We start from the raw sequence: 25784 nt of genomic DNA on the forward strand, positions 1-25784 counted from the left end.
GTATAATATCGCAAATTATTCAAATATACTAGATGATAGTAATAAAGGATTTACTTTTTATTACGACGAAACAAACAATATTAGAAAACTTTGTTTTAAGGATGATAAGCATTTTAACATTACAATAGAAAATTTGCGAAATAATTTTATTTTAGGTGGTATAGTTTTTGATGGAATTAAAAATTTAGATTTTTTACCCAACATATTGCAATTGCAAAAAACAAGTAAAGAAATAAAAAGCAAATATATATTAGGTGATAATTTTCTTTTATCTTTAAAGTCAATAAAATTGACCAAAATCTTAAAAATGCTAATAAATAATAATATTTTAATTCATTATACTCATTTAAATTTGTTATATTATATTTTAGTTGATATAATAGAAAGTCTAGAAGAAATTGAATGTAATCATCTAGAATTAAAGAATTTGTTATATAATAATATAGTTGATAATATTGAAGAATTTATTGAGATAGCTTATAAATATGAATATCCAAATATAAAAAAGGAGAAACATAAATATTTTTGTAAAGAAATTGCAAAGATATTAGATTTTAAATTACAACGCCTTGTTAAAGATAGGGATTATTTATTATTTCTAGAATCTTTAAAAGATAACAATGAAAAAGATGTTATTTTAACCTTTTCAGATATTTATTTATCTAGAATTATTTTTCCAAATTCAAAATATATATTTGATGAAGAATGTTTTGTAAAAAAAGAACTACAATTAGATCAAAATCCAAGCAAATATATCAACTTTGAAAATTCTAAAGATAATTTGTATCTTCAAATTTCTGATGTAATTGTTGGTTTAATTAGACAAAAATTAAACTTTATTAGAGATACAGAAATTGAAGATATTTATAAAATTCTAAAAAATATGAATGATAAACAACGTGAAAATTTATTTTTATTAGCACAACTTATTTATTTATCTGATTCAAAATCTAATCGATTTTTTAACCATATTGCACCATTAGACGAGGTAGATAAAATACAAAAAGTTAACGAAATATTTTTAAATTTTTATTTTTCTGAAAACAATATTTTTTATCTCTAGTAATCAGCATGAGGATAGAATTTATGTTAAGAGTGAAGAGAAATTAATTCTAAAATTCTTTGAATTAGCCAAAAAAATAAATGATATAATAATAAAAAAAATATCTGGAGAAGATAATGAGTGATATTAAATCAATAAATGATTTATTTGGGTTGAATTTTGTAATTCCATCTTATCAAAGGGGTTATAGATGGGATGAAATACAAGTTAGAGATTTATTAGAAGATATATGGAATTTTTGTGAAAAAGAAGATGATAAGAAAGATAGTTTTTATTGCTTACAGCCGATTATTGTAAAAAAATACGAACAAGATGAAAAAAATATAAATTAGTTGATGGGCAACAAAGACTTACTACTATATATATGATTCTTTCTCATTTTAAATTATATATGGATGATAGTAGATATGAATCATTTAAAATAGAATATGAAACTAGAGAAGATAGTAAAGATTTTTTAGAAAATATACAAGAAAGATACAAAACAAATGAAAAAGAATTAAATATTGATTTTTATTATATGAGTAAGGCTTATGAATATATTGAAAAATGGTTTAGTGAAAATAACAACAGAAGGCAAGAATTTTTTAGAATTTTAACATCACAAAATAATATAGCAAAAAATGTGAGAATTATATGGCATGAAATAGAAGATAATGAAGATGAAAGGGAAGTATTCTCAAGAATAAATAGTGGAAAAATTCCATTAACTAATGCCGAATTAATCAAAGCCTTATTTTTAAATAGTAATAACTTTAAAAAAGAAGAAGTTGATTTAAGACAAATTGAAATTTCTAAAGAATGGGATGAAATGGAATATGCCTTACAAAACAATGAATTTTGGAGATTTTTAACTAGCGATGAAGATTATCCAGCAAGAATAGAGCTTTTGTTTAAAACTTACTACAAAATAAAAAAAGATGAAAAATATGAAGATTCTTATGTGATTTATAGATTTTTTGCTGATAAACTTAAAGGCGATAATAAGCTTAAAGTTTTAGATGAAATTTGGTTAGAAGTTAAAAAAATATTTTTAACATTTAAATATTGGTATGAAAATCATAAGTTATATCATTTAATAGGCTATTTAAATGTTTTAGAAAACAAAGAAAGCGAAAAATCACTAGTTAGTCTTTATAAAGAATCTTCAAAAAAGAGCAAAGAGGATTTTGTGCTATTTATAGAGGAGCAAATTAGTAAGCGTGTAAATGTAAAAAATATAAGTGAAATAAAGGAAATGAGCTATGAAGATAATAAAAATGAGATAAAGAAGATATTATTGCTATTTAACATAGCTACATATTTAGAGAGTGATATAAGATTTTCATTTGATAAATTTATATCAGAAAAATGGAGCTTAGAACACATAAATCCTCAAAGTGGGTTTACTATAAAAAACAAAGATGATAGAAAACGATGGATAAAAGAAATTATTGATATTTTAAAATTACTTCAAGATGATAATTCGAATGAGCAAACAACTTCATTATTAAAAAAACTTATTGATAATATAAATGAAAACATTGATGATAAAAAATTTGCTGATATAACTAATGATGTTTTTGAATATTTTAGTCCTGAAGATAAACATAGTATAGCTAATTTGACTTTGCTTTCGCTTGATACAAATAGTAAGCTTAGCAATCATATATTTGCTATTAAAAGAAATAAATTAAAAGAAGATGAAAAAAATGGAAAATTCATCCCTTTATGCACTAAAAATGTGTTTATGAAGTATTATAGTGAAAAATTTGATGATATAAAAAATATTTATTTTTGGACTAGTAGTGATCAAGATTCGTATTTAAAAGCTATTGAAGAAAAAATCAATGTTTTTATAAAAAATGGAGAATAACAATGCTTAAAAATATTACCAATTTTAAAAAATTAATTGAAGAATGTCAAATTAAAATTCCTATTATACAGAGAGATTATGCGCAAGGAAGAATTGAGGCTAGTGTTATCAGGGATAAATTTTTAGACAATATTCTTGCACACTTGAACAACAATAAAGAAATGCGTTTAGATTTTATTTATGGAAGTGTTAAAAATGATGTTTTTTTGCCGCTTGATGGGCAACAAAGACTGACTACTATTTTTTTACTTTATTGGTACTTCGGAAAAAAGGAAGATAAAGAAATAGATTTTTTAAAAAAATTTACTTATGAAACTAGAGCTAGTTCAAGAGAGTTTTGTCAAAAATTAATACAAGAAGAATTTAATACTTTTGAAGATGGTGATAAATTATCTGAAAAAATTAAAAACAGCAGTTGGTTTTTATATTTTTGGGATAATGATCCTACTATTAAATCTATGCTAGCAATGATAGATGATATACATAAAAAATTTAACAACGAAGAATTCTTTGATAAATTAGAATTACTTAAATTTCATTTTATTAAACTAGAGAATTTTAATTTAGATGATGATTTGTATATAAAAATGAATGCTAGAGGTAAAAAATTAACAGATTTTGAAATTTTTAAAGCAGAATTTGAAAAATTTCTAATTAGCAATAAGAAAAATCTCTTCAAAGAATATTTTATAAAAAATATTGATGGCGAGTGGACAGATTTGTTTTGGAGATTAGGCTTTAAAAATAAGCACCATTTGATAGATGACGCTTTTATGAATTTTTTTTATTTTATCAGTGAAATGCTTCATGTAAAAAATAAAGAAAAAACAACAGTTATTGATTTTGAAAATATGAAAAAAAACATTAGTAAGTTGATTGAAAATGTGTATTTTGATGATGAAAATATTGATTTCTTCTTTAAAGCTATTAAATACTTAGAAAATATAGCTAATTTTAACAAGGAAAACCTTTCGGTTAATTTTGAAAAAAATAAATTAGCTTTATTTGATAAATATCCAGATTTATTAATAAAAGTAATTAATAATGATAAGGGTAATCTGATTAATTTACAGCAAAAAATATTATTATTCATCATTATTAGTAATTTTGTAGAAAATGAAAGTAATATTAATGTTGTAAATTTATTAGATAAACTTAGAATTGTAAGAAATTTAATTCAGAGAATTAGAGCTTTAAAGCAAGGTAAAATAGATTATACTGCTACTTTATCTTATGAAAAATTACATTATATATTAAATATGTCTTTAGTTAATGCAAAAGAAAATATATATACCTATCTAATCAATAATGAAGTAAAATTAACAAATACAGATATAAGCAAAGATTCATTAGATCAAGAAGTATATAAAGCAAAATATATACAAAATGACAATAATTTAAAATACACCATTCAACAATTAGAAGATTATAAATATATTTGTGGAGATCTATCTTTCTTTTTGTTTGAAGATAAAGAATTGTTAAAATTTACAAGTGATAATATTGATGAAATTTTTAATAGTCAAACTCATTTAATTATTAGGTCTTTGCTAACTATAGATGACTATGTAAAATATATTGGTTTTGCTGGCTCTGGTTTAAAATATTACTTTGGTGTTGATGATAAATGGGAAATTTTATTAACCAAGAATAATCAAAATGATATGGAAGATTGCATAGACTACCTTAACTTATTTTATCAGTTCTTTAAAAAATATAAATCTATTAAGGATGAGTTTTTAGATTATGATTCAAATGAAATATTAGAGCAGTTAGTTTCGGATTATCTCAATAACAAAAGTAATATAAACTATACCAGTTGGGTTTATTATTTCATTAAATATGGAGATAAAATATTTAACAATACAGAAAAAAGGGAAAAAAATTATTTTGTTTGGTATGATGAAGAAAATTTTAATATAGATAAGATGTATGGTGAAACAATGGGTAGTAAATATGTAAATACTTATGTAAAAATATTATCTGAAATAAGTAATATCCATTTGATAGAAGATGAACAAAGATCTGAATATATTAAAATTGCTGATAAAATAGAAATAATATCATGTAATAAAAATGGGTGGCTTTTAAAATTGAATGATAAATTTATTATAGAAAATATAAATAGTGATTTTGTTTTAGAAAAAGAAGATGAAGATGGAGTTTATATTTTAAAACACAATAAATCACAAGATGTTATTGAAATGACACAAGAATTAATTAATACTATCCAAGATAACTAGTTTAACCTAGTTATCTTGCTTTTAAAAGAGAAATAAAATCCACTTTTAAGTCCTCTAGCTTTTTGTATCTATTTTCCTTGTCTTCACCAATTCCTTTTTTTTAAAAATCACAATTTGCTTTTTTTAATTCTCTTTACCTGTAGCTATAAAATACAAGACTTGAGTTAACGCATAAAGCTCATCTTCAATGTTATACTCATTAAAACCTTTAATTTTCAAAGTAGAAAAATCATTTAAACTCCCTTTTATTTCCGTATCAATACTTATTGAATCGCTATTAATTTCTTTTGCTAATCCAAAATCAGAAATTTTTATCACAGGATAAATATTATCATATAACTTCAGTAAGATATTATTAAAACTAATGTCTCTATGTAATATATTATTATTCCATAGAATTTCAATTCCTCTGAGCACTTGACAACCTAAGGAAATTCTTTCATTGTTTGAAAGCTTTTGGTTATAATTTTTTATATAATTTTCTAAAGTGAAATCAGCATACTCCATAATATATTCCTTCTTTTTTCACCCATAGAATATACTTTTAGAATATAAGGATTGTTAACACTTCTCATTATTTCATACTCTTTAATAAATCTAATAAATTCTTTATTGTTGGTAGCCTTATTTAGTCTCTTTAGTGCAAAATGACATTGATAAAAATCATCGTAATATTTATACACATTAGCATAATATCTACTACCAATAGGAGTTAAAGTGCAACTTCTGAGTATGTTTGGAATATTTATTTTATTTGACAAAATAAAAATAGATATTTTTTCATAAATAGTTATTTTTTTCATTCCTAAAGGAATCTCACTACCTCCACTATTTTCTAGAAAATCTAAGCACTGTTTAAAAATATTGTAATAATATTTATCTATCTCAAAAGATAACTCACTGTTTTTAAATTCTTTCTGTAAGTGCAAAGCTAACTCTATATTGGTTTTTAACTTTTTACTATAGTCGGCCAAATAATGTTTATTGCTTTTTTCGGTAGATGGAAGACGTTCGTTCATTTTTTTAAAACACTCTATGATGTTATTATGTAAAGATGAAAAAACCAATTGAAGGTGTTTGTTTGTAGTGCAAGAATACAATTCTAAATAAGAATTAGATAATGTTTGTTGAAGTTCGTTAAGTGCATTAGTTAAATTATTTTCTAATATTCTATCTATATTTAAAACTCTTTTACCTATAAAAAATAAAACTATTGATTAATAAAATCTATGCAAAATAAATTATAACACAAAACAAGCTCATAAATCGATTTTAATTATTTAATGCTAGGTTGATATTGCTTTATAGTAGATTTTTGATTTTAAGCTTATTTTTGTTTATATTTGGCGGTATTTAATTGCAATAAAATCTTTATAATATTTTCAAAGTCTTTAACATCTTCATTTAATAAAGCATATTTATTGCTTAATATGGCGTATTTATAAGCATTGATAATATCTAAATCAGGATATTTTTCTTGTAAGCTTTTTATTTTGCTTGATTGCTTTACTCTAGAAAGTTTTGATTTATAGAGATTTTTATATTTATCATAAAGTGAAGAGCTAATGCCAATTAAAGCACCTTCATTTTTGGTTTCTTTAAAGACTCTTAAGATGAATTTGATACAGCCATTTTTTCTGTTAATGCGCCTTGTATCATAAGGATTTTTTAAAGAATATTTAGTGCAATTTACTACCCAAGTGTGAATTATTTTTTCTAATCTATCACTTTTGTTTTGCGTAGGAGTTTCATCTAGTTTTATCTCATCTTTAGGACTATCAGCAGATACAGTTTTTTTGAAAAATATATTTTTAAACACAGAATAACTTGCCTTTTTTAACAAAAATTTATAATATTTTATCATACAAAAATTACAAAATCATAACATTTTCATTTTTTAAAAAAAACACAGCAAATCTCAAAAAAAAACACTAAAGGTAACGAAAACATATAATATATACTTACGAAGTAATGTATAGGTGTACGATTATTTTTTACAAAAATGACAAATTTTATAAAAATCTATAAAAAATATACCAAAAATTTATCAAAATATACGAAATATATACTTTTTTATATTAAAGGTAACGAAAATGGCATATTTGCTTAGCACAGAGTAGTGATTATCTTAAAATAGGCTATTTTTTATAAATTTTAACCTATAAAACTCCAAAAAGAAAGCTTTAAAATACAGCTTAAAATTTCCATTTTACTAAACTTTTTATCAAAACAAAAAAAGTAAGATTTTTTGAAAAAATTAACTTGTATTTTTTTTGGATATTTTTTTATAACTTTAATAAAATGAAGATATATTTTAAGAAAAAATGAGAGTATTTTTAAGCTAGCGATCCAACTAAAATAAATTTCATTTTTATAAAAAATAAAAAAGATAAAATCAGGTTAATTTTTATTTTAATATCAATCATGATCACCTCCTTATAATTTAATAAAATATAAAAAGGATCGCAGCTCCAGCTAATCGCTAGCTTAAAAATACTAAGTGATATAATTTTATAATAATTTTAAATTAAAATAATTTTTTTATATTTTTGATAAAAAGATTAAGATGTATGCAAAATAATATTTGCTTAACCCTAAAAGTAAAAAACCGAAAAAGCTGAGAAACTATTATTTTACCAATACTAATAATTATAAAATTTCATATGTTTTAATAGTTTAACTAATTTTTAAGTCTTATGAATAAAACAAATAAATTAATGTATTTAGTTTTATACTGTCTTCTTTTAATAAAAAAAGAAATAGAGAATGAATTAGCAAATTGAATATAAAAAAGTAAAATGTATTTTTATTTTATTCTTTTTTAAATATTTTTATAAAAATGAATTTCTTTTTTTAGATTATAATGATAAATTATATTATTTTATATGGAGTGTTAAAAATTAATTTTTGAGAAAAAAACCGCTACCAAAACCGCTCCCTGAGTTTTTTAAAAATTTTAGAAAACACTTTGAAAAGTAATGGTGCCCGAGGTCGGACTCGAACCGACACAAGGTTGCCCTTACCAGATTTTGAGTCTGGCGCGTCTACCAGTTTCACCACTTGGGCATTCAAAAACAAAATTATAACTTTTTAAAATTAAAAAGGCTTTAAAAAGTTAAAAAATAATTAAAAAAGACGATAATTCTTTTAATATTAATTTTTAGGAACTCTTTTTGCTTGTTTCTATGAATATTTTATAAGGAGCTTTTATGCGCATTACGGATCAATTTACATTCAACAAAACTATTACCAACACTCAAGGTGGTCAGTCTTCTTTATATAAAATTATGCAACAGCTTTCTTCGGGGAGCAAAATTCAAGACTCTTATGAAGATGCAAGTATTTATATAGACAGTTCCAGACTTGAATATGAACTTGCAACTTTAGATCAGATCAGAGAAGCGACTAATTCAGCTATGGAAATGGCAAAAAATACCGATCAGGCTATATCTGATATGATTAAATTGCTTGAACAATTTAAAGTAAAATTAGTCCAAGCTGCAAGTGATGGTAATTCTCAAACTTCAAGGGAGGCTATTGCAAAAGAACTTACTAAAATTAAAGAAAGTATCATAAATTTAGCGAATACAAGCATTAATGGACAATATTTATTTTCTGGAAGTATGACAAATACTAAGCCTTTTGATCCTTGGGGAAATTATTATGGCAATGGTAATAATATGAGTGTGGTTACTGGCTCTGGAACTTCTGGAATTTATAACATTCCTGGTTGGGATTTATTTTTTAAGCCTGATAATGACTATAGCAAACACATTACTACCAATATAGGTTTAACCGATAATCGTTGGGGAGATAAGGATCATCCTGAACAACTAGGTATTTTAAATGGTGAATCCAAATGGTATCAATTTATTGGACAAGATTATGTGAAAGATGGTGGACTTGATCCTGATAAGGATTTTGTCTATGATGATACTCAGCTTGATTTTCCACCATCTTCAATGTTTATACAAGGTGTAAGACCTGATGGAACGAGTTTTAAAGCTACTATTAATATTGATAAAAATTCAGATATTAATTCTGTGTTAGAAAACATAGGGCAACTTTATGGCAATACAGCGGATAATAAAGTCGTAGAAGTTACTTTAAATGATAGCGGGCAAATAGAGATTAAAAATTTAAAAGAGGGCAATAGTTCTTTAGATTTTCATGCAGTGGCTTTAACCCCGCAGTTTGATGATAAAGCGGAGCTTGAAGAAGTTAGAGCAGCCGCAGAAGCTGCTGGCTTAAGTATGGAAGATGTAACCAATATGGTTATGACTGAAGCAGTGCGTGGGGGTAATGCAACTGGTGGTGCTGATCTTAATGATATTCAAAGTCCGGTTACTATTACAATCAATGGTCAGCAGTTTGAAATTGATGTGCATCAAAATGATTTTATAAAAAGTAAGGCTACGGATAATAATGGAAATCCTGCCGATGGTGCAGATTATGATAATATTTATTTCGAGCAAGATGGAAATAAAGTTTTTGGCAATGTCTCGCAGATAAAAAATGGTACAAGTGAGTATGCTACTGATGATACGAAATTAAGTGAAGTTCTTGCCAATGCAGACAAAAGTATGACAGGACAAGTGCTTAATCTTAAAGTAACTTCAAAAGGTGGTAATGAATATGATGTTACTATAGATCTGGAAAATTCAATGGTAAGTTATCCAGATCCTAATAATCCAGGACAAACTATAAGTTTTCCTATTACTCACACGAAAACGGTTGGAAATTCCACCCAAGGAGTGATTACAGGATCAGAAGATATCACTTATAGACAACTTAATGATATCATAGGAATGTTTGCAACAGATAATATGCCAAAAACAAGCATTGCTGTAGCTCCTGATGGAAGTATTTCAGATGCGGATTATCAAACTTTACAAAATGGTATTAATAATTCTAAGGGGCAGGTAGAAGTTGGTTTAGATTATGAAGGTCGTATTACTATCACTGATAAGCTTTCTACAAATACTAATATTAAAATTGCTTTAAGTGATGCAAATTCTAATAAGGGATTTCCACCAGCAGGACAAAGTACTAATGGTTCTGGTTTTGTTTTTAATGCAAATAATTCTTTAGTGATTGATGAGCCAAATGTAGATTTGATTAAAGATCTTGATGATATGATTGATGCGGTTTTAGCGGGAAATATGAGAGCAGATGGTAATAGCGAAGATCCTAGAAATACTGGTATGCAAGGCGGAATCGAAAGGCTTGATCATTTGCTAGATCATTTAAGAAAACAACATACTATAGTGGGCGCTTATACTAATCATTTAGAGCAAACTAATACAAGAGCCACTTTTTTAAGCGTAAATGTACAGACTATAAAGTCTAATGTAATTGATGCAGATTATGTTGAAACTATGATGAATTTAATGCAAACACAAATGGCTTATCAAGCTACCATGAAGGCTTCTACAACCATAGCTCAAATGAGTTTATTAAACTATATGTAATTTTTTGTTATAATAGCTTCTTTTAAAAAAAGGATTTCCAATCAAAAAAGAAGCTATTTTTATCGCAATAAGTTTTGTTATTTTTATTTCAAGTATTTGTGCTTTTTTTGAAGATGCTAACAAAATAATATTATTTTTTGGCTTTTTATCTTTATTCTTTAAAAAATTTTCTTTTTTGTATTATATGGCTTTTTTTGGTTTAAATTATTTTTTTTATAAAAACGATTATAATTTTAAGCAAATTTCAAAATACTACTATTTAGCGTTGGGATTGATTTTTTTCTTCAGTATGATTTTAATCAATTTGTATGATCAAAATTTAGGATATAGCACTTATGTTTATAAAGGCTTTGCATTTGTGCTAGGACGCACTTTGAGTGCATTTTTGGCCTTTTTTGTAATTGTTTTGAGTGTTGTTTTTTTGGCAAAAGATTTTTTAAAAGAACTTTTTGATATTTCTTTTGTTAAAAAAGATTTTATACAAAATGATATAACTTTGCTAAAAGAAAAAGAAGAAAATAAAGAGCCTATAGAAATTCAAACAGAACAGATTCAAGACAAAGATGAAAAATATATCAAAGAAGAAGCGCAAGAAATAAAAATGCAAGAAAATGATAGCGAAGAGCCAAAAAGCATTGTGGAGCAAATTAAAAATACTTCGCAACAGATTCAAGATGGATTTGCTGATTTTGTAAATAAGGCAAGCAAAAATAAAATTTATTATGAAAATATTACAGAAGAAGAGGAGGAAGCAGTGATTCCGGAAAAATTTTTAAAACACAGAAGCATTGAAGATATCAAAAAGCGTTTAAATGAAACAGATATTAGCAATCTTGATGAACCAAGTTATAAAAGAAAAAATATTCTTTTAAACCCTTTGCAAGATAATAAACCTCGTTTTTTTAAAAAACAGCTTGAAAATCAAAATTTAAATGCAAATTCCCAGCCAAGTGTCAGGATTTTGGCTTCAAATTATATGGTGCAAAACTTAAACACTCCAAATTTAAATACAATCACCCAAAAAGATAATCAAGAAAAACAAGAAATTAAAAACAAGGAAATTGATATAGAATTTTATAAACCTAAGCAAAATTTACCTATAGTTGAAGAATTATTAGAAGAAAAAATTCAAGAAGATAAAGAAGAACAAAATTTAAATCAAACTCAAATGCAAGAGCTTATTTTAAATGAAAACGAGCAAGAAATTTTAGAGCAAGAAATCATTTCGAATGAAAATTCAACACAGGTTGCACCTATTGCACCTAAATTTAAAAGTGTGATTTTAAAAGAATTAAGTGGAAATAAAGCTTTATTAAATGAGTTAGAGCAGGGTCAAATGCAAAAACCCAAGGATTTTGAGTTACCAAGTTTGGATTTTTTGGCTTCTCCTTTGCAAAATACTACCGAGATAAACGAAGAAGAAATTGATAAGAAAATTTATGATTTATTGGAAAAATTGCGTCGTTTTAAAATAGGTGGTGATGTTATTAGTACTTATGCGGGTCCTGTTGTGACTACTTTTGAATTTAGACCTGCTGCGGATGTAAAAGTAAGTAGAATTTTAAATTTGCAAGATGACTTAGCTATGGCTTTAAAAGCAGAATCTATACGCATACAAGCACCAATTCCAGGTAAAGATGTGGTAGGCATTGAAGTGCCAAATGCGAAAATTGAAACTATATATTTAAGAGAAATTTTAGAAAGTGAAGTATTTAAAAACGCTAAAAGCCCTTTGACTATAGCTTTGGGTAAGGATATAGTGGGAAATGCTTTTGTAACCGATCTTAAAAAACTTCCGCATTTACTCATTGCAGGAACAACGGGAAGCGGAAAAAGCGTGGGGATAAATTCTATGCTTTTAAGTCTTTTATATCGCAACTCTCCTAAAACTTTGCGTTTGATGATGATAGATCCAAAAATGCTTGAATTTAGCATTTACAATGAAATCCCGCATCTTTTAATCCCTGTTATCACAGATCCTAAAAAAGCGGTTAATGCACTTTCAAATATGGTCGCTGAAATGGAAAGACGCTATCGCTTGATGGCTGAAGCAAAAACTAAAAACATAGAAAATTACAATGAAAAAATACGAGAATTAGGAGGCGAAGAATTGCCTTTTATTGTTGTCATTATCGATGAGTTAGCGGATTTGATGATGACCGCAGGCAAGGATGTGGAATTTTATATAGGTCGCTTGGCGCAAATGGCAAGGGCGAGTGGAATTCATCTAATTGTAGCTACACAACGCCCTTCAGTTGATGTTGTAACAGGACTTATTAAGGCAAATTTACCAAGTAGAATTTCTTATAAAGTGGGACAAAAAATTGATTCTAAAGTCATCTTGGACGCTATGGGAGCTGAGAGTTTATTAGGAAGAGGGGATTGTCTTTTTACTCCACCAGGAACAAGTAATATAGTGCGTTTACATGCTCCATTTGCTAGCGAGAATGAAATAGAAAAAATTGTTGAGTTTTTAAAATCCCAACAAACAGTGCAATACGATGAGAGTTTTTTAAAAGATGAGCAAAGTAGTGGTATAGGTGCTGATTTATCCGCTTTAAATTCAGATGAAATTGATGAATTATACGAAGATGCTAAACGCGTGATTTTAGAGGATGGTAAAACAAGTATTTCTTATTTGCAACGCCGTTTAAAGATAGGCTATAATAGGGCAGCAAATATCATAGAACAGCTTACTCAAGGCGGTATTTTAAGTGAGCCTGATGCTAAGGGACAAAGAGAAATTTTAATATAATTTCAAATAAATTTATTAGAAAATATTAGCTATAATTGCGTTTTTTGATTTTAATAAAGGAAAGTTTTATATGGAAAAAATAAAAAAAATTTATAAATTTTCTCAGTCTTGGACGGGGACTGTTATTATTGTTTTGCTCATTATTTTCTTTTTTATTCAAGCTTTTGTTATTCCGACAGGCTCGATGAAAAATACACTTTTAGTTGGAGATTTTTTATTTGTTAAAAAATTCAGCTATGGGGTGCCAACACCGCATATTCCTTTTTTGGAAATTCCTATATTGCCAGATTTTGATGAAGATGGACATTTAATTAAGGCTCAAGGTCCAAAAAGAGGCGATATAGTTGTGTTTAGAAATCCAAGAAATCCTAAAGAACATTATGTCAAGCGTTGTGTAGCTAAAGGTGGCGATGAAGTTGTGTTTGCTAATAAAACCTTATATATTAGAATGAGTGAAGGTGATGAGTATATGAAAGAAAATTATGCCAAAAATCTTGTTTGGATAGAGAATAAGCTTTTTGTAAAAGAACCTTATTCACAAAAAGGAATTCATTATGATGATAGGGTTAATACTGAAGCTACATTTTTAAAACACTTAATAGGTAATGATTTGGCGATGAAACCTGTAATTATTGATGGTTTTGGTGAAGTAGGTTATAGCGGAGGAAATGCTTATTATTATGAAGTAAGCGAGGATGAGTATTTTATGGTGGGCGATAATAGGGATCATTCTTATGATAGTCGTTTTTGGGGAGCAGTGCCTTATAAATTTATTGTTGGAAAACCTTGGTTTGTGTATTTTTCTTGGGATGAGCAAAAACTAGTAAGGTGGGATAGAATAGGGCGTTTTATGGATACTTTGGAAAATAATGAAAAATTTATTCGTTACCATGAAAGCGATTTAGACGCCTTAGAATAACAAATGAATTCAGTAAATCTTCTCTCTTGGCTGAATTTTTTCATTGCTGATGTTAGAGATGGTTTGGGTCCATTTTTGGGGATTTTTTTAAAAAATCACGGCTTTTTAGAAGGTCAAATCGGACTTATAAATTCTTTGGCTTCTTTTAGTGCTTTGGTATTTGGCTTGCCTTTTGGAATTTTGATAGATAAAACGCTAAAAAAACGCTTTATTGTCGGTTTTTGCATTTTTTTAATTATTATTGCCGTTTCTTTAAATTATTTTTTTGCAAATTTTACTTTTACTTTATTAGCACAAATTGGTATTGCTTTAAGTGGAGCTTTTTTAGGTCCAGCATTTTGTGCTATTACCTTAGGTGTTGTGGGTTTAAATCATTATGCTAAACAAACAGCAAAAAATGAAATTTATAAACATTTTGGAACACTTTTTGGTGCGATTTTAAGCTTTTTTTGTGCGTATTTTTATGGCATTGCTTCTATTTTTATGATTACAGCTTTAATGGGTATAATTTCTTTGTTTTTACTGTCTTTGCTTAAAGAAAAATCCATTAACCATAAAATAGCAAGAGGTGAGTTAAAACATATTAAAAAAGAAAGCTTGCTTAAGTCTTTAATGGATAAAAGAGTGCTTTTGTTGTCTTTTGTAATGTTTTGCTTTCATTTGAGTAATGCTTATATGCTGCCTTTGCTTAGTCAAAGAGCACATAGTATGGGCGTAGATTCAAGCGGTGCTTATGCAGCTTTAACGATAATGATCGCGCAAGGCACTATGATAATAGTGGTGTTTATGTGTTCTAAATTTATCCTTAAAAAACATGATTTTAAAATTTATTTTTATCTGATTTTTATATCTTTACTTGAGCTTATTATAAGAGGTTTTGTAGCGGCTAATTTTACTCATATTGTGGCTATGGTTTTTGTGCAAATTTTAGATGGCATTGGTGCGGGTATTACGGGAGTGATTTTGCCTATTATGGTGGCTAAAATTTTATTGGGTAGTGGTCATGTGAATGCAGGATTTTCTTTGGTGCTTATAAGCGGTGGCGTAGGAGGAGCTTTAAGTGCCATGATAGCTGGATTTATTGCTCAAAATTATAATTTTTTCTATGCTTATATTTTTCTTGCTTTTATAGCATTCATTGGTTTGTTGTTTTGGACTTTAAGTTTTAGGTGGTTTTATCTAGAAAAATAAAATTAAGGAGTAAAAATACTTTTTGTAAATATGATAATATAATTACAACTTAGATGGAGAAAGTATCACTGAGTTTAGGAAAAATAATGCTAAATTTATAAAGCTTTAAGAGCTTTTTTATATTTTAGTTTTAGTAAAAAAATGCTAAAATTTAGCCTTTAAATTTTGATAATATTTGAGGCAAAAATGCAAAAAATTCATTTCATAGGCATAGGTGGTATAGGAATTTCCGCACTAGCAAGATTTTTAAAAGAAAAAGGTTTTTTAATAAGCGGAAGCGATCTAAAAGAAAGTAAAATCACCAAAGATTTGCAAAATGAAGGCGTAGAAGTAAAAATCCCGCATCATAAAGATAATATTTTAGGTAAGGATTTAGTGATTTATTCCGCAGCAATTAAAGAAGAAAACCCCGAATTCAAACATGCCAAAGAACTTGGTATAAAATGCCTTTCAAGAAAAGAGGCTTTGCCACTCATCTTAGAAGATAAATGCGTTTTTGCGGTTGCTGGAGCACATGGGAAAAGCACGACTTCAAGCATTTTAGCATCTTTAATCCCTGATGCGTCGGTGATTATTGGAGCGATTTTAAAAGAATTTGGGTCTAATATGATCTATAAAGAAAGCAAAAATTTAATCTTTGAAGCCGATGAGAGTGATAGTTCTTTTTTAAATTCAAATCCACATCTAGCTATTGTTACAAACGCAGAAGCAGAGCATTTAGATCATTATGGTAATGAAGTTTGCAGACTTCACAAGGCTTATGATGATTTTTTGGACTTAGCTAAAATTCGCGTGATTAACGTAGAAGATGAGTATTTAAGGGAATATAAGCAAGAAGCTACTCGGCTTTATCCTAGCAAAGACATTAAAAATTGCACCATGTGTATAGAAAATTTCAAGCCATATACAAGTTTTGAGCTTAAAAATTTAGGCAGATTTAGTGTTTTTGGTATGGGAGAGCATGTAGCAATCGACGCAGCTTTAGCGATTTTAGCAGCGCTTAATTATGAAAATATAGAAAATATCAGAAAAAGATTAAAAAATTATCAAGGCATTAAAAAGCGTTTTGATATTTTGCACGCTGATGAAACTTTAGCTCTCATTGATGATTATGGTCATCATCCAACCGAGATAAAAGCTACTTTAAAAGCTGCAAAAGAATATGCAAGATTAGCGGGGTATTCTAAAATCACAGCTATTTTTGAGCCTCATCGCTATACGCGTTTAGTGGCAAATTTAAATGAATTTGCAAAGGCTTTTGAAGGAGTCGATGAGCTTGTAATTTTGCCTGTATATAGTGCAGGAGAAGAAAAAATCGAGCTTGATTTAAAAGCAGTTTTTCCTAAAGCTTTATTTATAGATGATATTAAAAGAGAAGGAAAATTTTTAGTTGCTTCAAAGGGACAAGTTTTTGATAAAGGGCTTATCATTGGCTTTGGTGCAGGAGATATTAGTAATAAATTAAGACAAAATGGCGAATGAAAAAATAGTAAAGATAATCAATGAGAGAAGAATTAATTTCAAAGCTTGATTTAAATGGCTTTTTAGATGAATTTAAAGCCCTTCTTGCAAGAGATAAAGATATATTTTTACAAGGTGACTCTCATCTTCATTTTAAACGTATTAACGAGCTTTGCGAGGTGGAGTTTCCAAACCCACCTGAGCTTTTAAATTTAGATAAGGCTTTGGTGCATTTAAGCAAACAGGGCATTTTGCACTTAGATGAAATTTTTGAATTTGTAAAAATTTTTCGTTATTTTGAAAAACTTAAAAAGCTAAAATTTGGTAGCAATTTAAATTCATGGCTTGAAAAAATCGAATTTGTAAATGGAATTTTAGAGCTTTGTGAAAAATTTGATGAAAAAGGTGAGTTAAAAGAAAGTCTAGATGAAAGACTTATAAATATAAACACGGCTTTAAGGCTTAAAAACGAAGCAGTGGTAGCAGAGTTTAAAAAGTATTGCTATACAAAGTCCTTAATGCCTTATTTAATTGATACACAAATTCATCTTATAAATAATCTTGAAGCCTTGCTTGTAAGAGGTGGATTTAATCACGCTATAAAAGCAAAAATTATTGGCAGAAGTAGCGGCGGTGGCTTTTATATAGTGCCTTTAAGTGTTGAAAATTTGCAAAGCGAAATAGAAAAATTAAAAAATCAAAAAGAAGAAATTTATTATGAATATGCTAAAAATTTTTCTGCTTTTTTGGCTAAAAATTTGCTTTTTTTGAAATTTATTAATAATGCTTTTGATTTATTTGATCATTATAGTGCCAGAGTAATGCTTGCTAAAAGAAAAGATTATGAATTTGTCATGTGTGAAAATAGCGATAAAATCGTGCTAAAAAATTTCGCTCATCCAGCTTTAAAAAATCCAAAAAGTGTAAGTTTAGATTTTAGCAAACAAGTTTTAATCATCACAGGCGTAAATGCAGGCGGAAAATCCATGCTTTTAAAATCCTTGCTAAGTGCAGCTTTTTTAGCCAAACATCTTTTACCGATGAAAATCAAAGCAGATGAAAGTAAAATTGGTGCTTTTAAGGAATTTGATGCTATCATTGAAGATCCGCAGAATGTAAAAAACGATATCTCTACTTTTGCGGGAAGAATGCTACATTTTTCTAAACTTTTTTCTAGGAAAAATTTACTTTTAGGTATCGATGAAATAGAGCTTGGGACAGATTTTGAAGAAGCAGCTTGTTTGTATAGTGTAATGATTTCAAAACTTATTGAAAACAAGCTTAAAATCATCATCACAACACACCATAAACGCCTTGCCATGCTTTTGGCAAAAAACGAGCAAGTCGAACTCATCGCTGCTTTATATGATGAAGAATTTTCAAGACCAAAATACGAGTTTTTAAAAGGAACTATAGGAAAATCCTATGCTTTTGAGACGGCTTTGCGTTATCAAATTCCGCCAAATTTAGTTAGTGAAGCCAAAAAACTTTATGGTGAAGATAAAGAAAATTTAGAAGAGCTTGTCGGAAAAAATATCAATCTTGAATTAGAGCTTAAAGCCAAACTTCAGAGCGTAGAGAAAAAAGAACAAAAAGTCGATGAAATTTTACTTTCTTTAAAAGATCAAAAAGAAAAAAACGAGCAAGAATTCCGCAATAATTTAAGAAATTTAGAGCTTAAATTCCACAAAGCCATAGAAGAGGCTAAAAAAGGTATAAATTTAAAAGACACTAAAGAAAAGCAAAGAAGTCTAAATAAAGCCAATGAGCTTAAAAAAGAGATCATTTTGCCAAGTATGGAGCAAAATGAAGAATTACGCGTGGGAGACTTTGTAAAATATGAAAAAATTAAAGGCAAAATTGTAGGTATTTCAAAAAATGACGCCATGGTTGAAAGCGATGGGATAAGGCTTCGCGTGCCTTTAAAACTTCTTAAAAAAAGTGGTGCAATGCCAAAAAAAGTAGCAAAAACAAGTATAAGTGTAAGTAGGCCAAGTAATTTAAGTGTAACTTTGGATTTGCACGGACTTAGAAGCGATGAGGCCATTTCTAGGCTTGATAAATTTATTTCTGATGCTTTGATAGCTGGATTTGATGAGGTTTTAGTCTATCATGGCATAGGCACAGGAAAACTTGCCTTTGCGGTAAGAGAGTTTTTAAAAACGCATAAAAGTGTGAAAAGTTTTAGCGACGCTCCTATAAATCAAGGCGGTTTTGGTGCTAAGGTGGTGAGGTTGTAGATGATAAATAAAGAAAATTTAAGAGAAGTTTTAGAATCTTTAGGGTTTGAAAACAAAGAAGAAATTTATAGTAAAACTATAAATAAATACACACTAAAGATTAATTTTAAAGATAAAACTCTTCACTATCCTAAAGAAGTTACAATCCATGATACAACTACTTCTAACTTCTCTCACCCTGAAAATTTTGTTGTCTTTGAATGCGTGCATAGACTTTTAGAAAAGGGTTATAAGGCAGAGCATTTAGAGCTAGAGCCAAAATGGAATCTTGGTAGGGATAAAAAGGGTGGTAAGGCTGATATTTTGGTGCGGGATAATGAAAATAATCCTTACTTGATTATAGAGTGTAAAACCACAGATTCTAAAAACAGCGAATTTGTAAAAGAATGGAGCAGAATGCAAGAAAATGGCGGACAGCTTTTTTCTTATCTGCAACAAGAGCGGGGTGTAAAATATCTTTGTCTTTACACGAGTGATTTTGACACTAGGCTTGATTATGAAAGCTATATCATACAAGCTTTTGACAATGAAGAGTATTTAAAAGAAAAAGAATTAGAAAAATCCTATCAAAAAGCAAATAATAATATCGAACTTTTTGTAGTTTGGAAAGAAAGCTATGAAAGCCATTATTTTAAGCAAGGTATTTTTGAGAGCAATATCAATGCCTATAAAATCTTAGAAACAACGCCAATTTTTGAAAATCTTAAAGAGCTTAAAGAAGAGGGAAAATATCACGAATTTGCCAAGATTTTACGCAAGCATAATATTTCAGGCAAAGAAAATGCCTTTGATAAGCTTGTAAATATCTTTCTTTGTAAAATTTATGATGAAACCTTTAATAAAGATAATCTAAAATTTGGTTACCGTGGGGTTATGGCAGATACTTATGCAAATATGCAAGATAGATTAATGTTGCTTTATAAAGAGGCTATGAGAGAGTTTTTAGGTGAAAAAATTACTTTTGTCTCTAATGATGATATAGAAAAAGATTTTAAAAAGCTAAAAATAAAAGCCTTAAAAGAAGTAATGCAAAATTATATTAAAGAATTAAAATTCTACTCAAATAACGACTTTGCTTTTTTGGAAGTGCATAATAAAGAATTATTTTTAAAAAATGCACTTGTATTAACAGAAATTATAGAGCTTTTTGCCCCTTATAAACTCACACAAAATTCCACTAATCAATTTTTAGGCAATCTTTTTGAATTGTTTTTACAAAAAGGTATGAAGCAAGATGAAGGGCAGTTTTTTACTCCTATACAAATTTGTGAATTTATTATGTATTCTTTGCCGCTAGAAACTATGTTAAAGGAAAGTGCTAAGCCCTTAAAAGTCATTGATTATGCGTGTGGTGCAGGACATTTTCTAAATACTTATGCCAATGAGCTTAAACGCTACGTAAAAGAAGAAAATTTAAAAGAATATTACAAGAATATCTATGGGATAGAGAAAGAATATAGGCTTTCTAAAGTATCAAAAGTCTCAAGTGCTATGTATGGACAAAATGAAATTAATATTTTATATGCAGATGCTCTTTCTTCCTTTGAGCTGGCAAATATAAGCAATCTAGAAGGTGAAAAGGCAAAACCACAAATTGAATCTCATAGCTTTGATTTACTCATAGCAAACCCACCTTATTCTGTAAAAGGATTTTTGGAAACTTTAAGTAATAAATCTAAAAATACCTATAAACTTTTTAATGATGATATAAATATAGAAACAAATAATGCTATCGAATGCTTTTTTATAGAGCGAGCCAATCAGATTTTAAAAGATAATGCAAAAGCTGCTATTATTTTACCAAGCTCTATTTTAAATAAGGATTCTATTTACAAAGCTACAAGAGAGATTCTTTTTCAAAACTTTGATTTCATCGCTATTGTTGAGTTAGGAAATCAAACATTTGGTGCAACAGGCACAAATACGATTATTTTATTTTTACGCAAAAAAGAGACTTTTAGACAAGAAAATGGCTTTGTCTCGCAAGATTATAGTTTGATTAAAGAACGCATAGAGGGCGAAAATCTAAAAGACAACGAGCACTTTTATCAAAATTATCTAAGCGTGTATTGTGATTTTAGAGGATTTGATAAGGAAACATATGAGAACTTTTTAAATGGTGATTTAGACTCTAATCTTTTCAATTTAGATATTTTTAAAGATTATCACAATGCTTTTAAGCAAACAAGTGATTATAAAAGGCTAAAAGAATCTAAGACTTATAAAGTTTCCAAAGAGAAGGATTTATTAGAAAAAGAAGCCTTTTTGAACTACGCACAAAAAATAGAAAAAGATAAATTGCTATATTTTTCTTTGAGTCTTAATCAAGAAGTACTAATCATCAAAGCTCCAAGTGATATAAAAGAGCAAAAGAAATTTTTAGGTTATGAGTGGAGTAATCGCAAAGGCGATGAAGGTCTAAAAGAGTTATATAATCCTTATTTTAGCCCACTTTTTGAAAGGGATAATCCAAAAAATGAGACCAAACTTAATGTGTTAATTTACAAATCTTTTTTAAATACGCTTGATTCTATCCCAGAAGAGCTAAGCCCTTATGCCACAAAAGCAAAGCTTATTGATATGATAGACTTTGAAAAAGTGGAATTTAATAAAGCAATTAGTTTAAATCCTCGTAACTCTCAACAAAGTGAAGAAACTAATCCTTTTGCAAATTCTAAATTTGAGTTAGTAAGACTTAAAGATTTTGTATTAGATATTCAAACCGCAAAGCGTCCTAGTGGTGGTGTCGGCAAATATGAAAACGGTGTACTGAGTCTTGGTGGAGAACATATAGACAATAAAAGTGGATATATCAAATTAGATAATCCTAAGTATGTGCCAATAGAATTTTATAAAAGTTTTGTGTTGCAAGATAAAGGAATTGTAAAACAATTTGATATTTTAATATGTAAAGATGGTGCATTAACTGGCAAAATTGCAATGGTGCGTAATGAATTTATTGGGAAATCTGCAATGATTAATGAGCATATTTTTTTATTGCGTTGTGATAATATAGCAAAACAAAAATATTTATTTTATATATTACATTCTTATAGTGGACAACAAGCTTTAAAATCTAAAATTACAGGTTCGGCTCAAGGTGGAATCAATAAAACAAATTTAGAATCTATTTTAATACCAAATGCAGACTTTGAGATTCAAAAGCAAATCGTGGCAGAGTGTGAAAAAATAGAAGAGCAGTATAATACAATACGAATGAGTATAGAAGAGTATCAAAACTTAATTAAAGCAGTATTGCAAAAAAGTGGCGTTATAGATGAAAATGGGGGGGGGGATGAGCTAAATTCTGTTTTAGAAAATTTGGAAAAATTAGAATCTAAATTTGATTTTAATCTTTTGCTTTCGCTGATTGAAGAACAAATTAGTCATTCTGAAGTATTAGTTGAAGAATCTCAAAACAAAGAAAGAGAGCAAGATTTTAATGCTTTTAAAAACTTTTCTAAAATCATACAAAAGCTTTTACAATCTCTTCCAACCCCACCACAAAACGGCTGGGAGAGAATTTCTTTAAAGAATGAACAATATATAGAACTTAATCCTAGCAAAAAAGAAATATCAAAACTTGATGAAAATATGCTTGTCTCATTTATAGAAATGGCTAGTGTTTCGGATAAGGGTTATATTCAAAGTAAGATAGATAGGTCATTAAACGAAGTAAGAAAAGGCTACGCATATTTTATAGAAAATGATATTTTGATTGCAAAAATTACTCCTTGTATGGAAAATGGCAAATGTGCTATTGCAAAAAATCTAACAAATAACATAGGTTTTGGCAGCACAGAATTTCATATTTTTAGAGCAAAAACAGGGCTTGATAGCAGTTTCTTATTCCATAATCTAAATCAACAAAATATAAGAGAAAAAGCAGCTCTTGCTATGACTGGAGCAAGTGGACACAAAAGAGTTCCTATAAGTTTTTATGAAAAACTTACAATCCCACTCCCGCCGCTAGAAATTCAAGAAAAAATTGTTCAAACTATTGAAACAGTGGAAAAGCAAATTTCTTTTATAGATTCTAAACTCGCACTTTTGGAGGCACAAAAAGAAATTATTCTTAAGAAATATTTGGAGAAAAATAATATAAGCAATTAGAAAATCTTATAAAAACATTTATTTTCTTAAAGCATTTTATGTTAAACTTTGAAAAATTCAAGGCTTAACAATGAAAAATATAATGATATTAAGTGGAGCAGGGCTTAGTGCTCCAAGCGGACTTAAAACTTTTAGAGACAATGATGGACTTTGGGAAGAATACGATGTAATGGAGGTTTGTTCTGCGACAGGCTTTAGAAAAAATCCTAAAAAAGTGCTTGATTTTTATGATGAAAGAAGAGTGCAATTAAAAGCTGTAAAGCCCAATCACGCTCATTTTAAAATAGCCGAGCTTAAAGAAAAACTAGGTAAAAATCTCTTTGTTGTTACACAAAATGTCGATGATTTACTAGAGCGTGCAGGATGTAAGGATGTAGTGCATTTACATGGTTTTTTGCCTGAACTTCGCTGTTTAAAATGTGAAAATATTTTTAATATAGGCTATGAAAAAATTGCAGATAAAAAATGCCCTAAATGTAAAAGCGAGAATTTAAGGCACAATATAGTGATGTTTGAAGAGCAAGCTCCTGCTTATGCTATGCTTTATTCTTTGCTCAATCAAACTTCAATGTTTATCAGTATAGGCACGAGTGGAGCGGTTTTGCCGGTGGGACATTATGCGTCGATGTGCGAAAAAAGTATTTTAAATATTTATGAAAAAGATGCGAATTTGGCTTCTTATTTTGATAAAGTTTATATAGAAGATGTTGTAAGTGCGATCGATAAGATTGAGCAGGATATAGAAAATTTTATGGAAAGTGTAAATGTTTGAGTCTTTATTAAATGGTATTATTTTAGGACTTGGTGTATGTGTTCCTTTTGGACCTGTGAATATTTTAATCTTAACTTATGCTTTAACTTCTTTTAAAAATGCTTTTAGCGTAGGTCTTGGAGCTATGTTAGCAGATGTGATTTATCTTTTGCTTTTAAATTTTGGAATTTTGAAATTTTTAAATAATGAATTTTTTTTAAAAATTCTTGCCGTATTTGGTTTTTGTTTTTTAAGCTATATAGCCTTTTTGACCCTAAAAGCTAAAGCTAAAAATTTGGAATTGCGTGGCAAAAGTGTTAAAGAAAATATAGGAAAAAGTTTTTTCAAAGGTTTGATGTTAAATATCACAAATCCTTATATTATAGGATTTTGGCTTAGTGTGGCAACTTTATCTGCCAGTAATGCTTATCCTTTAGCAATGGCTTTTGGTTTGATATTTATCATTTTTATATGGGTATTTTCGTTATCTTTTTTTGTAGGAAAGTATAGTTATTTATTTAGTGCAAAAGTTATTTTCCTAATCAATGTGGTTTCGGCTATAATTATAGAATATTTTGCACTCAATTTATTATATAGAACTTTTATAGGATGAAAAATGAATGCTAAGGAATTTTTAATAGAACTTTTAAAATTTAAATCAATCACTCCAAATGATGATGGAGCTTTAAATTTTATCGCTTTGGAATTAAATGACTTTGAGGCTTTTTTTATTGATAAAGAAGGTGTTAAAAATCTTTTGCTGACTAAGAAATTTAGAGATGAAGGTGAGCATTTAGCATTTGGTGGGCATGTAGATGTAGTGCCTGCGGGAGAAGGTTGGGGTAGTGATCCTTTTATCCCTTTAGAAAAAGATGGATATATTTATGCAAGAGGCGCGCAAGATATGAAAAGCGGCGTGGCTGCTTTTGTGGATGCGGTAAAAAATGTTAATTTTTCGGGTGCGAGATTAAGCCTTATTTTAACAAGCGACGAAGAAGGTGAAGCAAAATACGGCACAAAAGAGGTTTTAGAGTGGATGAAAGAGCAAAATATCTTGCCTGATTATGCTGTGGTGGCTGAGCCAACTTGCGTGAGTAAAATTGGCGATAGTTTAAAAATTGGGCGTCGCGGCTCTATTAATGGCAAACTTTTAATCCGTGGAAAGCAAGGACATGTGGCTTACCCTGAAAAATGCATCAATCCTGTGCATGATTTTGCTTCTGCTTTGAAATTTTTAGCAGATTTTGATCTTGATCCAGGCGATGAGCTTTTTTCTCCTTCGAAGATAGTAATCACTGATATTAGAGGTGGAATAGAAGTTTGCAATGTCACACCAAATGATTTAAGATTGATGTTTAATGTTAGAAATTCTCCGCAAACAAGCTTAGAAGATGTGAAAAATTATGTGGAAAAAATTTGCGAAGGCTTAAATTACGAACTAGAATTAAAGCAAAGCTCAGAAGCTTTTTTAACAGATAAAGAGAGCAAAATCGTTCAAAAACTTAATCACAGTATACAAAAGATTACTCGCGAAGTCCCAGAGTTAAATACCAAAGGTGGTACAAGCGATGCAAGATATTTTGCACAGTATGGCGTAAAGGTTGTAGAATTTGGCGTTTGTAATGATAGAATTCATGCCATTGATGAAAGAGTTAGCATAGAAGAGCTTGAAAAGCTTTATCTTGTTTTTAAAGATTTGATAGAAAATTTTTAAAGGTTCAA

The 25784-nt window shown here is 28.5% G+C and carries 16 protein-coding genes, 1 tRNA gene and 1 pseudogene; 14 read left to right on the top strand and 4 right to left on the bottom strand.

From position 1 onward, the window contains the following. Positions 1–115: 115 nt before the first annotated feature. From AAH949_RS04110 to AAH949_RS04125, 4 genes and pseudogenes are all read left to right on the top strand, one after another. Positions 116–1063: pseudogene (locus tag AAH949_RS04110) on the top strand (DUF3800 domain-containing protein); the annotation flags it as partial. 116 nt (positions 1064–1179) lie between these two features. Continuing rightward, complete coding sequence (locus AAH949_RS04115) at positions 1180–1395, top strand: DUF262 domain-containing protein (protein ID WP_167333025.1); 216 nt, start codon at positions 1180–1182, stop codon at positions 1393–1395. A 32-nt stretch (positions 1396–1427) separates the two neighbouring features. Then, entirely contained in the window at positions 1428–2918 is a 1491-nt protein-coding gene (locus tag AAH949_RS04120) for a DUF262 domain-containing protein (RefSeq protein WP_348519054.1), read from the top strand. Positions 2919–2920: 2 nt separating this feature from the next. Next, positions 2921–5161, top strand: coding sequence for a DUF262 domain-containing protein (locus AAH949_RS04125; RefSeq protein ID WP_348519055.1), 2241 nt, complete (start codon positions 2921–2923; stop codon positions 5159–5161). Between the two features lie 123 nt (positions 5162–5284). Here the strand turns inward: AAH949_RS04125 and AAH949_RS04130 are convergent, their stop codons facing one another. From AAH949_RS04130 to AAH949_RS04145, 4 genes are all read right to left on the bottom strand, one after another. Then, positions 5285–5668 carry a protein kinase gene (locus AAH949_RS04130; protein ID WP_348519056.1) on the bottom strand — a complete coding sequence of 128 codons (384 nt, stop codon included), beginning with the start codon at positions 5666–5668 and terminating at the stop codon, positions 5285–5287. Further along, positions 5644–6180, bottom strand: a complete 537-nt coding sequence (locus tag AAH949_RS04135; protein ID WP_348519057.1) for a hypothetical protein — start codon at positions 6178–6180, stop codon at positions 5644–5646. Before AAH949_RS04135 ends, AAH949_RS04130 begins: the two co-directional genes overlap by 25 nt. Positions 6181–6488: 308 nt before the next feature. Beyond that, positions 6489–6980: a hypothetical protein gene (locus tag AAH949_RS04140; RefSeq protein ID WP_348519058.1), complete on the bottom strand. Its 492-nt coding sequence runs from the start codon at positions 6978–6980 to the stop codon at positions 6489–6491. 1160 nt (positions 6981–8140) lie between these two features. Then, positions 8141–8227 (bottom strand) — tRNA-Leu (locus tag AAH949_RS04145). 143 nt (positions 8228–8370) lie between these two features. Here AAH949_RS04145 and flgL point away from each other — a divergent pair. The 10 genes from flgL (at position 8371) to dapE (ending at position 25776) form a co-directional block, all read left to right on the top strand. Next, positions 8371–10632, top strand: coding sequence for a flagellar hook-associated protein FlgL (gene flgL / locus AAH949_RS04150; protein ID WP_134238569.1), 2262 nt, complete (start codon positions 8371–8373; stop codon positions 10630–10632). Positions 10633–10816: 184 nt separating this feature from the next. Further along, a complete protein-coding gene (locus AAH949_RS04155) occupies positions 10817–13387 on the top strand; it encodes a DNA translocase FtsK (RefSeq protein WP_348519059.1) in 2571 nt (856 codons plus the stop codon). A gap of 70 nt (positions 13388–13457) precedes the next feature. Further along, complete coding sequence (gene lepB, locus AAH949_RS04160; protein ID WP_348519060.1) at positions 13458–14306, top strand: signal peptidase I; 849 nt, start codon at positions 13458–13460, stop codon at positions 14304–14306. Positions 14307–14309: 3 nt separating this feature from the next. Next, a complete protein-coding gene (locus AAH949_RS04165) occupies positions 14310–15497 on the top strand; it encodes an MFS transporter (RefSeq protein ID WP_348519061.1) in 1188 nt (395 codons plus the stop codon). 186 nt (positions 15498–15683) lie between these two features. Continuing rightward, a complete protein-coding gene (murC, locus tag AAH949_RS04170; RefSeq protein ID WP_348519062.1) occupies positions 15684–16979 on the top strand; it encodes a UDP-N-acetylmuramate--L-alanine ligase in 1296 nt (431 codons plus the stop codon). Positions 16980–16999: 20 nt separating this feature from the next. Then, positions 17000–19198: an endonuclease MutS2 gene (locus AAH949_RS04175; protein ID WP_348519063.1), complete on the top strand. Its 2199-nt coding sequence runs from the start codon at positions 17000–17002 to the stop codon at positions 19196–19198. After that, positions 19199–23311, top strand: coding sequence for an N-6 DNA methylase (locus AAH949_RS04180; protein ID WP_348519064.1), 4113 nt, complete (start codon positions 19199–19201; stop codon positions 23309–23311). Positions 23312–23381: 70 nt separating this feature from the next. Then, positions 23382–24083, top strand: a complete 702-nt coding sequence (locus AAH949_RS04185; protein WP_134238577.1) for an NAD-dependent deacetylase — start codon at positions 23382–23384, stop codon at positions 24081–24083. Continuing rightward, complete coding sequence (locus AAH949_RS04190) at positions 24076–24675, top strand: LysE family transporter (RefSeq protein WP_134238578.1); 600 nt, start codon at positions 24076–24078, stop codon at positions 24673–24675. Before AAH949_RS04185 ends, AAH949_RS04190 begins: the two co-directional genes overlap by 8 nt. A 3-nt stretch (positions 24676–24678) precedes the next feature. Beyond that, positions 24679–25776: a succinyl-diaminopimelate desuccinylase gene (gene dapE, locus AAH949_RS04195; RefSeq protein WP_348519065.1), complete on the top strand. Its 1098-nt coding sequence runs from the start codon at positions 24679–24681 to the stop codon at positions 25774–25776. The last annotated feature ends 8 nt before the right edge of the window (positions 25777–25784 follow it).

This window comes from Campylobacter sp. CCS1377, assembly GCF_040008265.1.
GTDB lineage: Bacteria > Campylobacterota > Campylobacteria > Campylobacterales > Campylobacteraceae > Campylobacter_D.

Bases quoted from the DNA above. Each gene is read 5' to 3' on its own strand.
- AAH949_RS04115 (WP_167333025.1), top strand. From the start codon at position 1,180: ATGAGTGATATTAAATCAATAAATGATTTATTTGGGTTGAATTTTGTA.
- AAH949_RS04120 (WP_348519054.1), top strand. From the start codon at position 1,428: ATGATTCTTTCTCATTTTAAATTATATATGGATGATAGTAGATATGAA.
- AAH949_RS04125 (WP_348519055.1), top strand. From the start codon at position 2,921: ATGCTTAAAAATATTACCAATTTTAAAAAATTAATTGAAGAATGTCAA.
- AAH949_RS04130 (WP_348519056.1), bottom strand. From the start codon at position 5,668: ATGGAGTATGCTGATTTCACTTTAGAAAATTATATAAAAAATTATAAC.
- AAH949_RS04135 (WP_348519057.1), bottom strand. From the start codon at position 6,180: ATGAACGAACGTCTTCCATCTACCGAAAAAAGCAATAAACATTATTTG.
- flgL (WP_134238569.1), top strand. From the start codon at position 8,371: ATGCGCATTACGGATCAATTTACATTCAACAAAACTATTACCAACACT.
- AAH949_RS04155 (WP_348519059.1), top strand. From the start codon at position 10,817: ATGGCTTTTTTTGGTTTAAATTATTTTTTTTATAAAAACGATTATAAT.
- lepB (WP_348519060.1), top strand. From the start codon at position 13,458: ATGGAAAAAATAAAAAAAATTTATAAATTTTCTCAGTCTTGGACGGGG.
- AAH949_RS04165 (WP_348519061.1), top strand. From the start codon at position 14,310: ATGAATTCAGTAAATCTTCTCTCTTGGCTGAATTTTTTCATTGCTGAT.
- murC (WP_348519062.1), top strand. From the start codon at position 15,684: ATGCAAAAAATTCATTTCATAGGCATAGGTGGTATAGGAATTTCCGCA.
- AAH949_RS04175 (WP_348519063.1), top strand. From the start codon at position 17,000: ATGAGAGAAGAATTAATTTCAAAGCTTGATTTAAATGGCTTTTTAGAT.
- AAH949_RS04180 (WP_348519064.1), top strand. From the start codon at position 19,199: ATGATAAATAAAGAAAATTTAAGAGAAGTTTTAGAATCTTTAGGGTTT.
- AAH949_RS04185 (WP_134238577.1), top strand. From the start codon at position 23,382: ATGAAAAATATAATGATATTAAGTGGAGCAGGGCTTAGTGCTCCAAGC.
- AAH949_RS04190 (WP_134238578.1), top strand. From the start codon at position 24,076: ATGTTTGAGTCTTTATTAAATGGTATTATTTTAGGACTTGGTGTATGT.
- dapE (WP_348519065.1), top strand. From the start codon at position 24,679: ATGAATGCTAAGGAATTTTTAATAGAACTTTTAAAATTTAAATCAATC.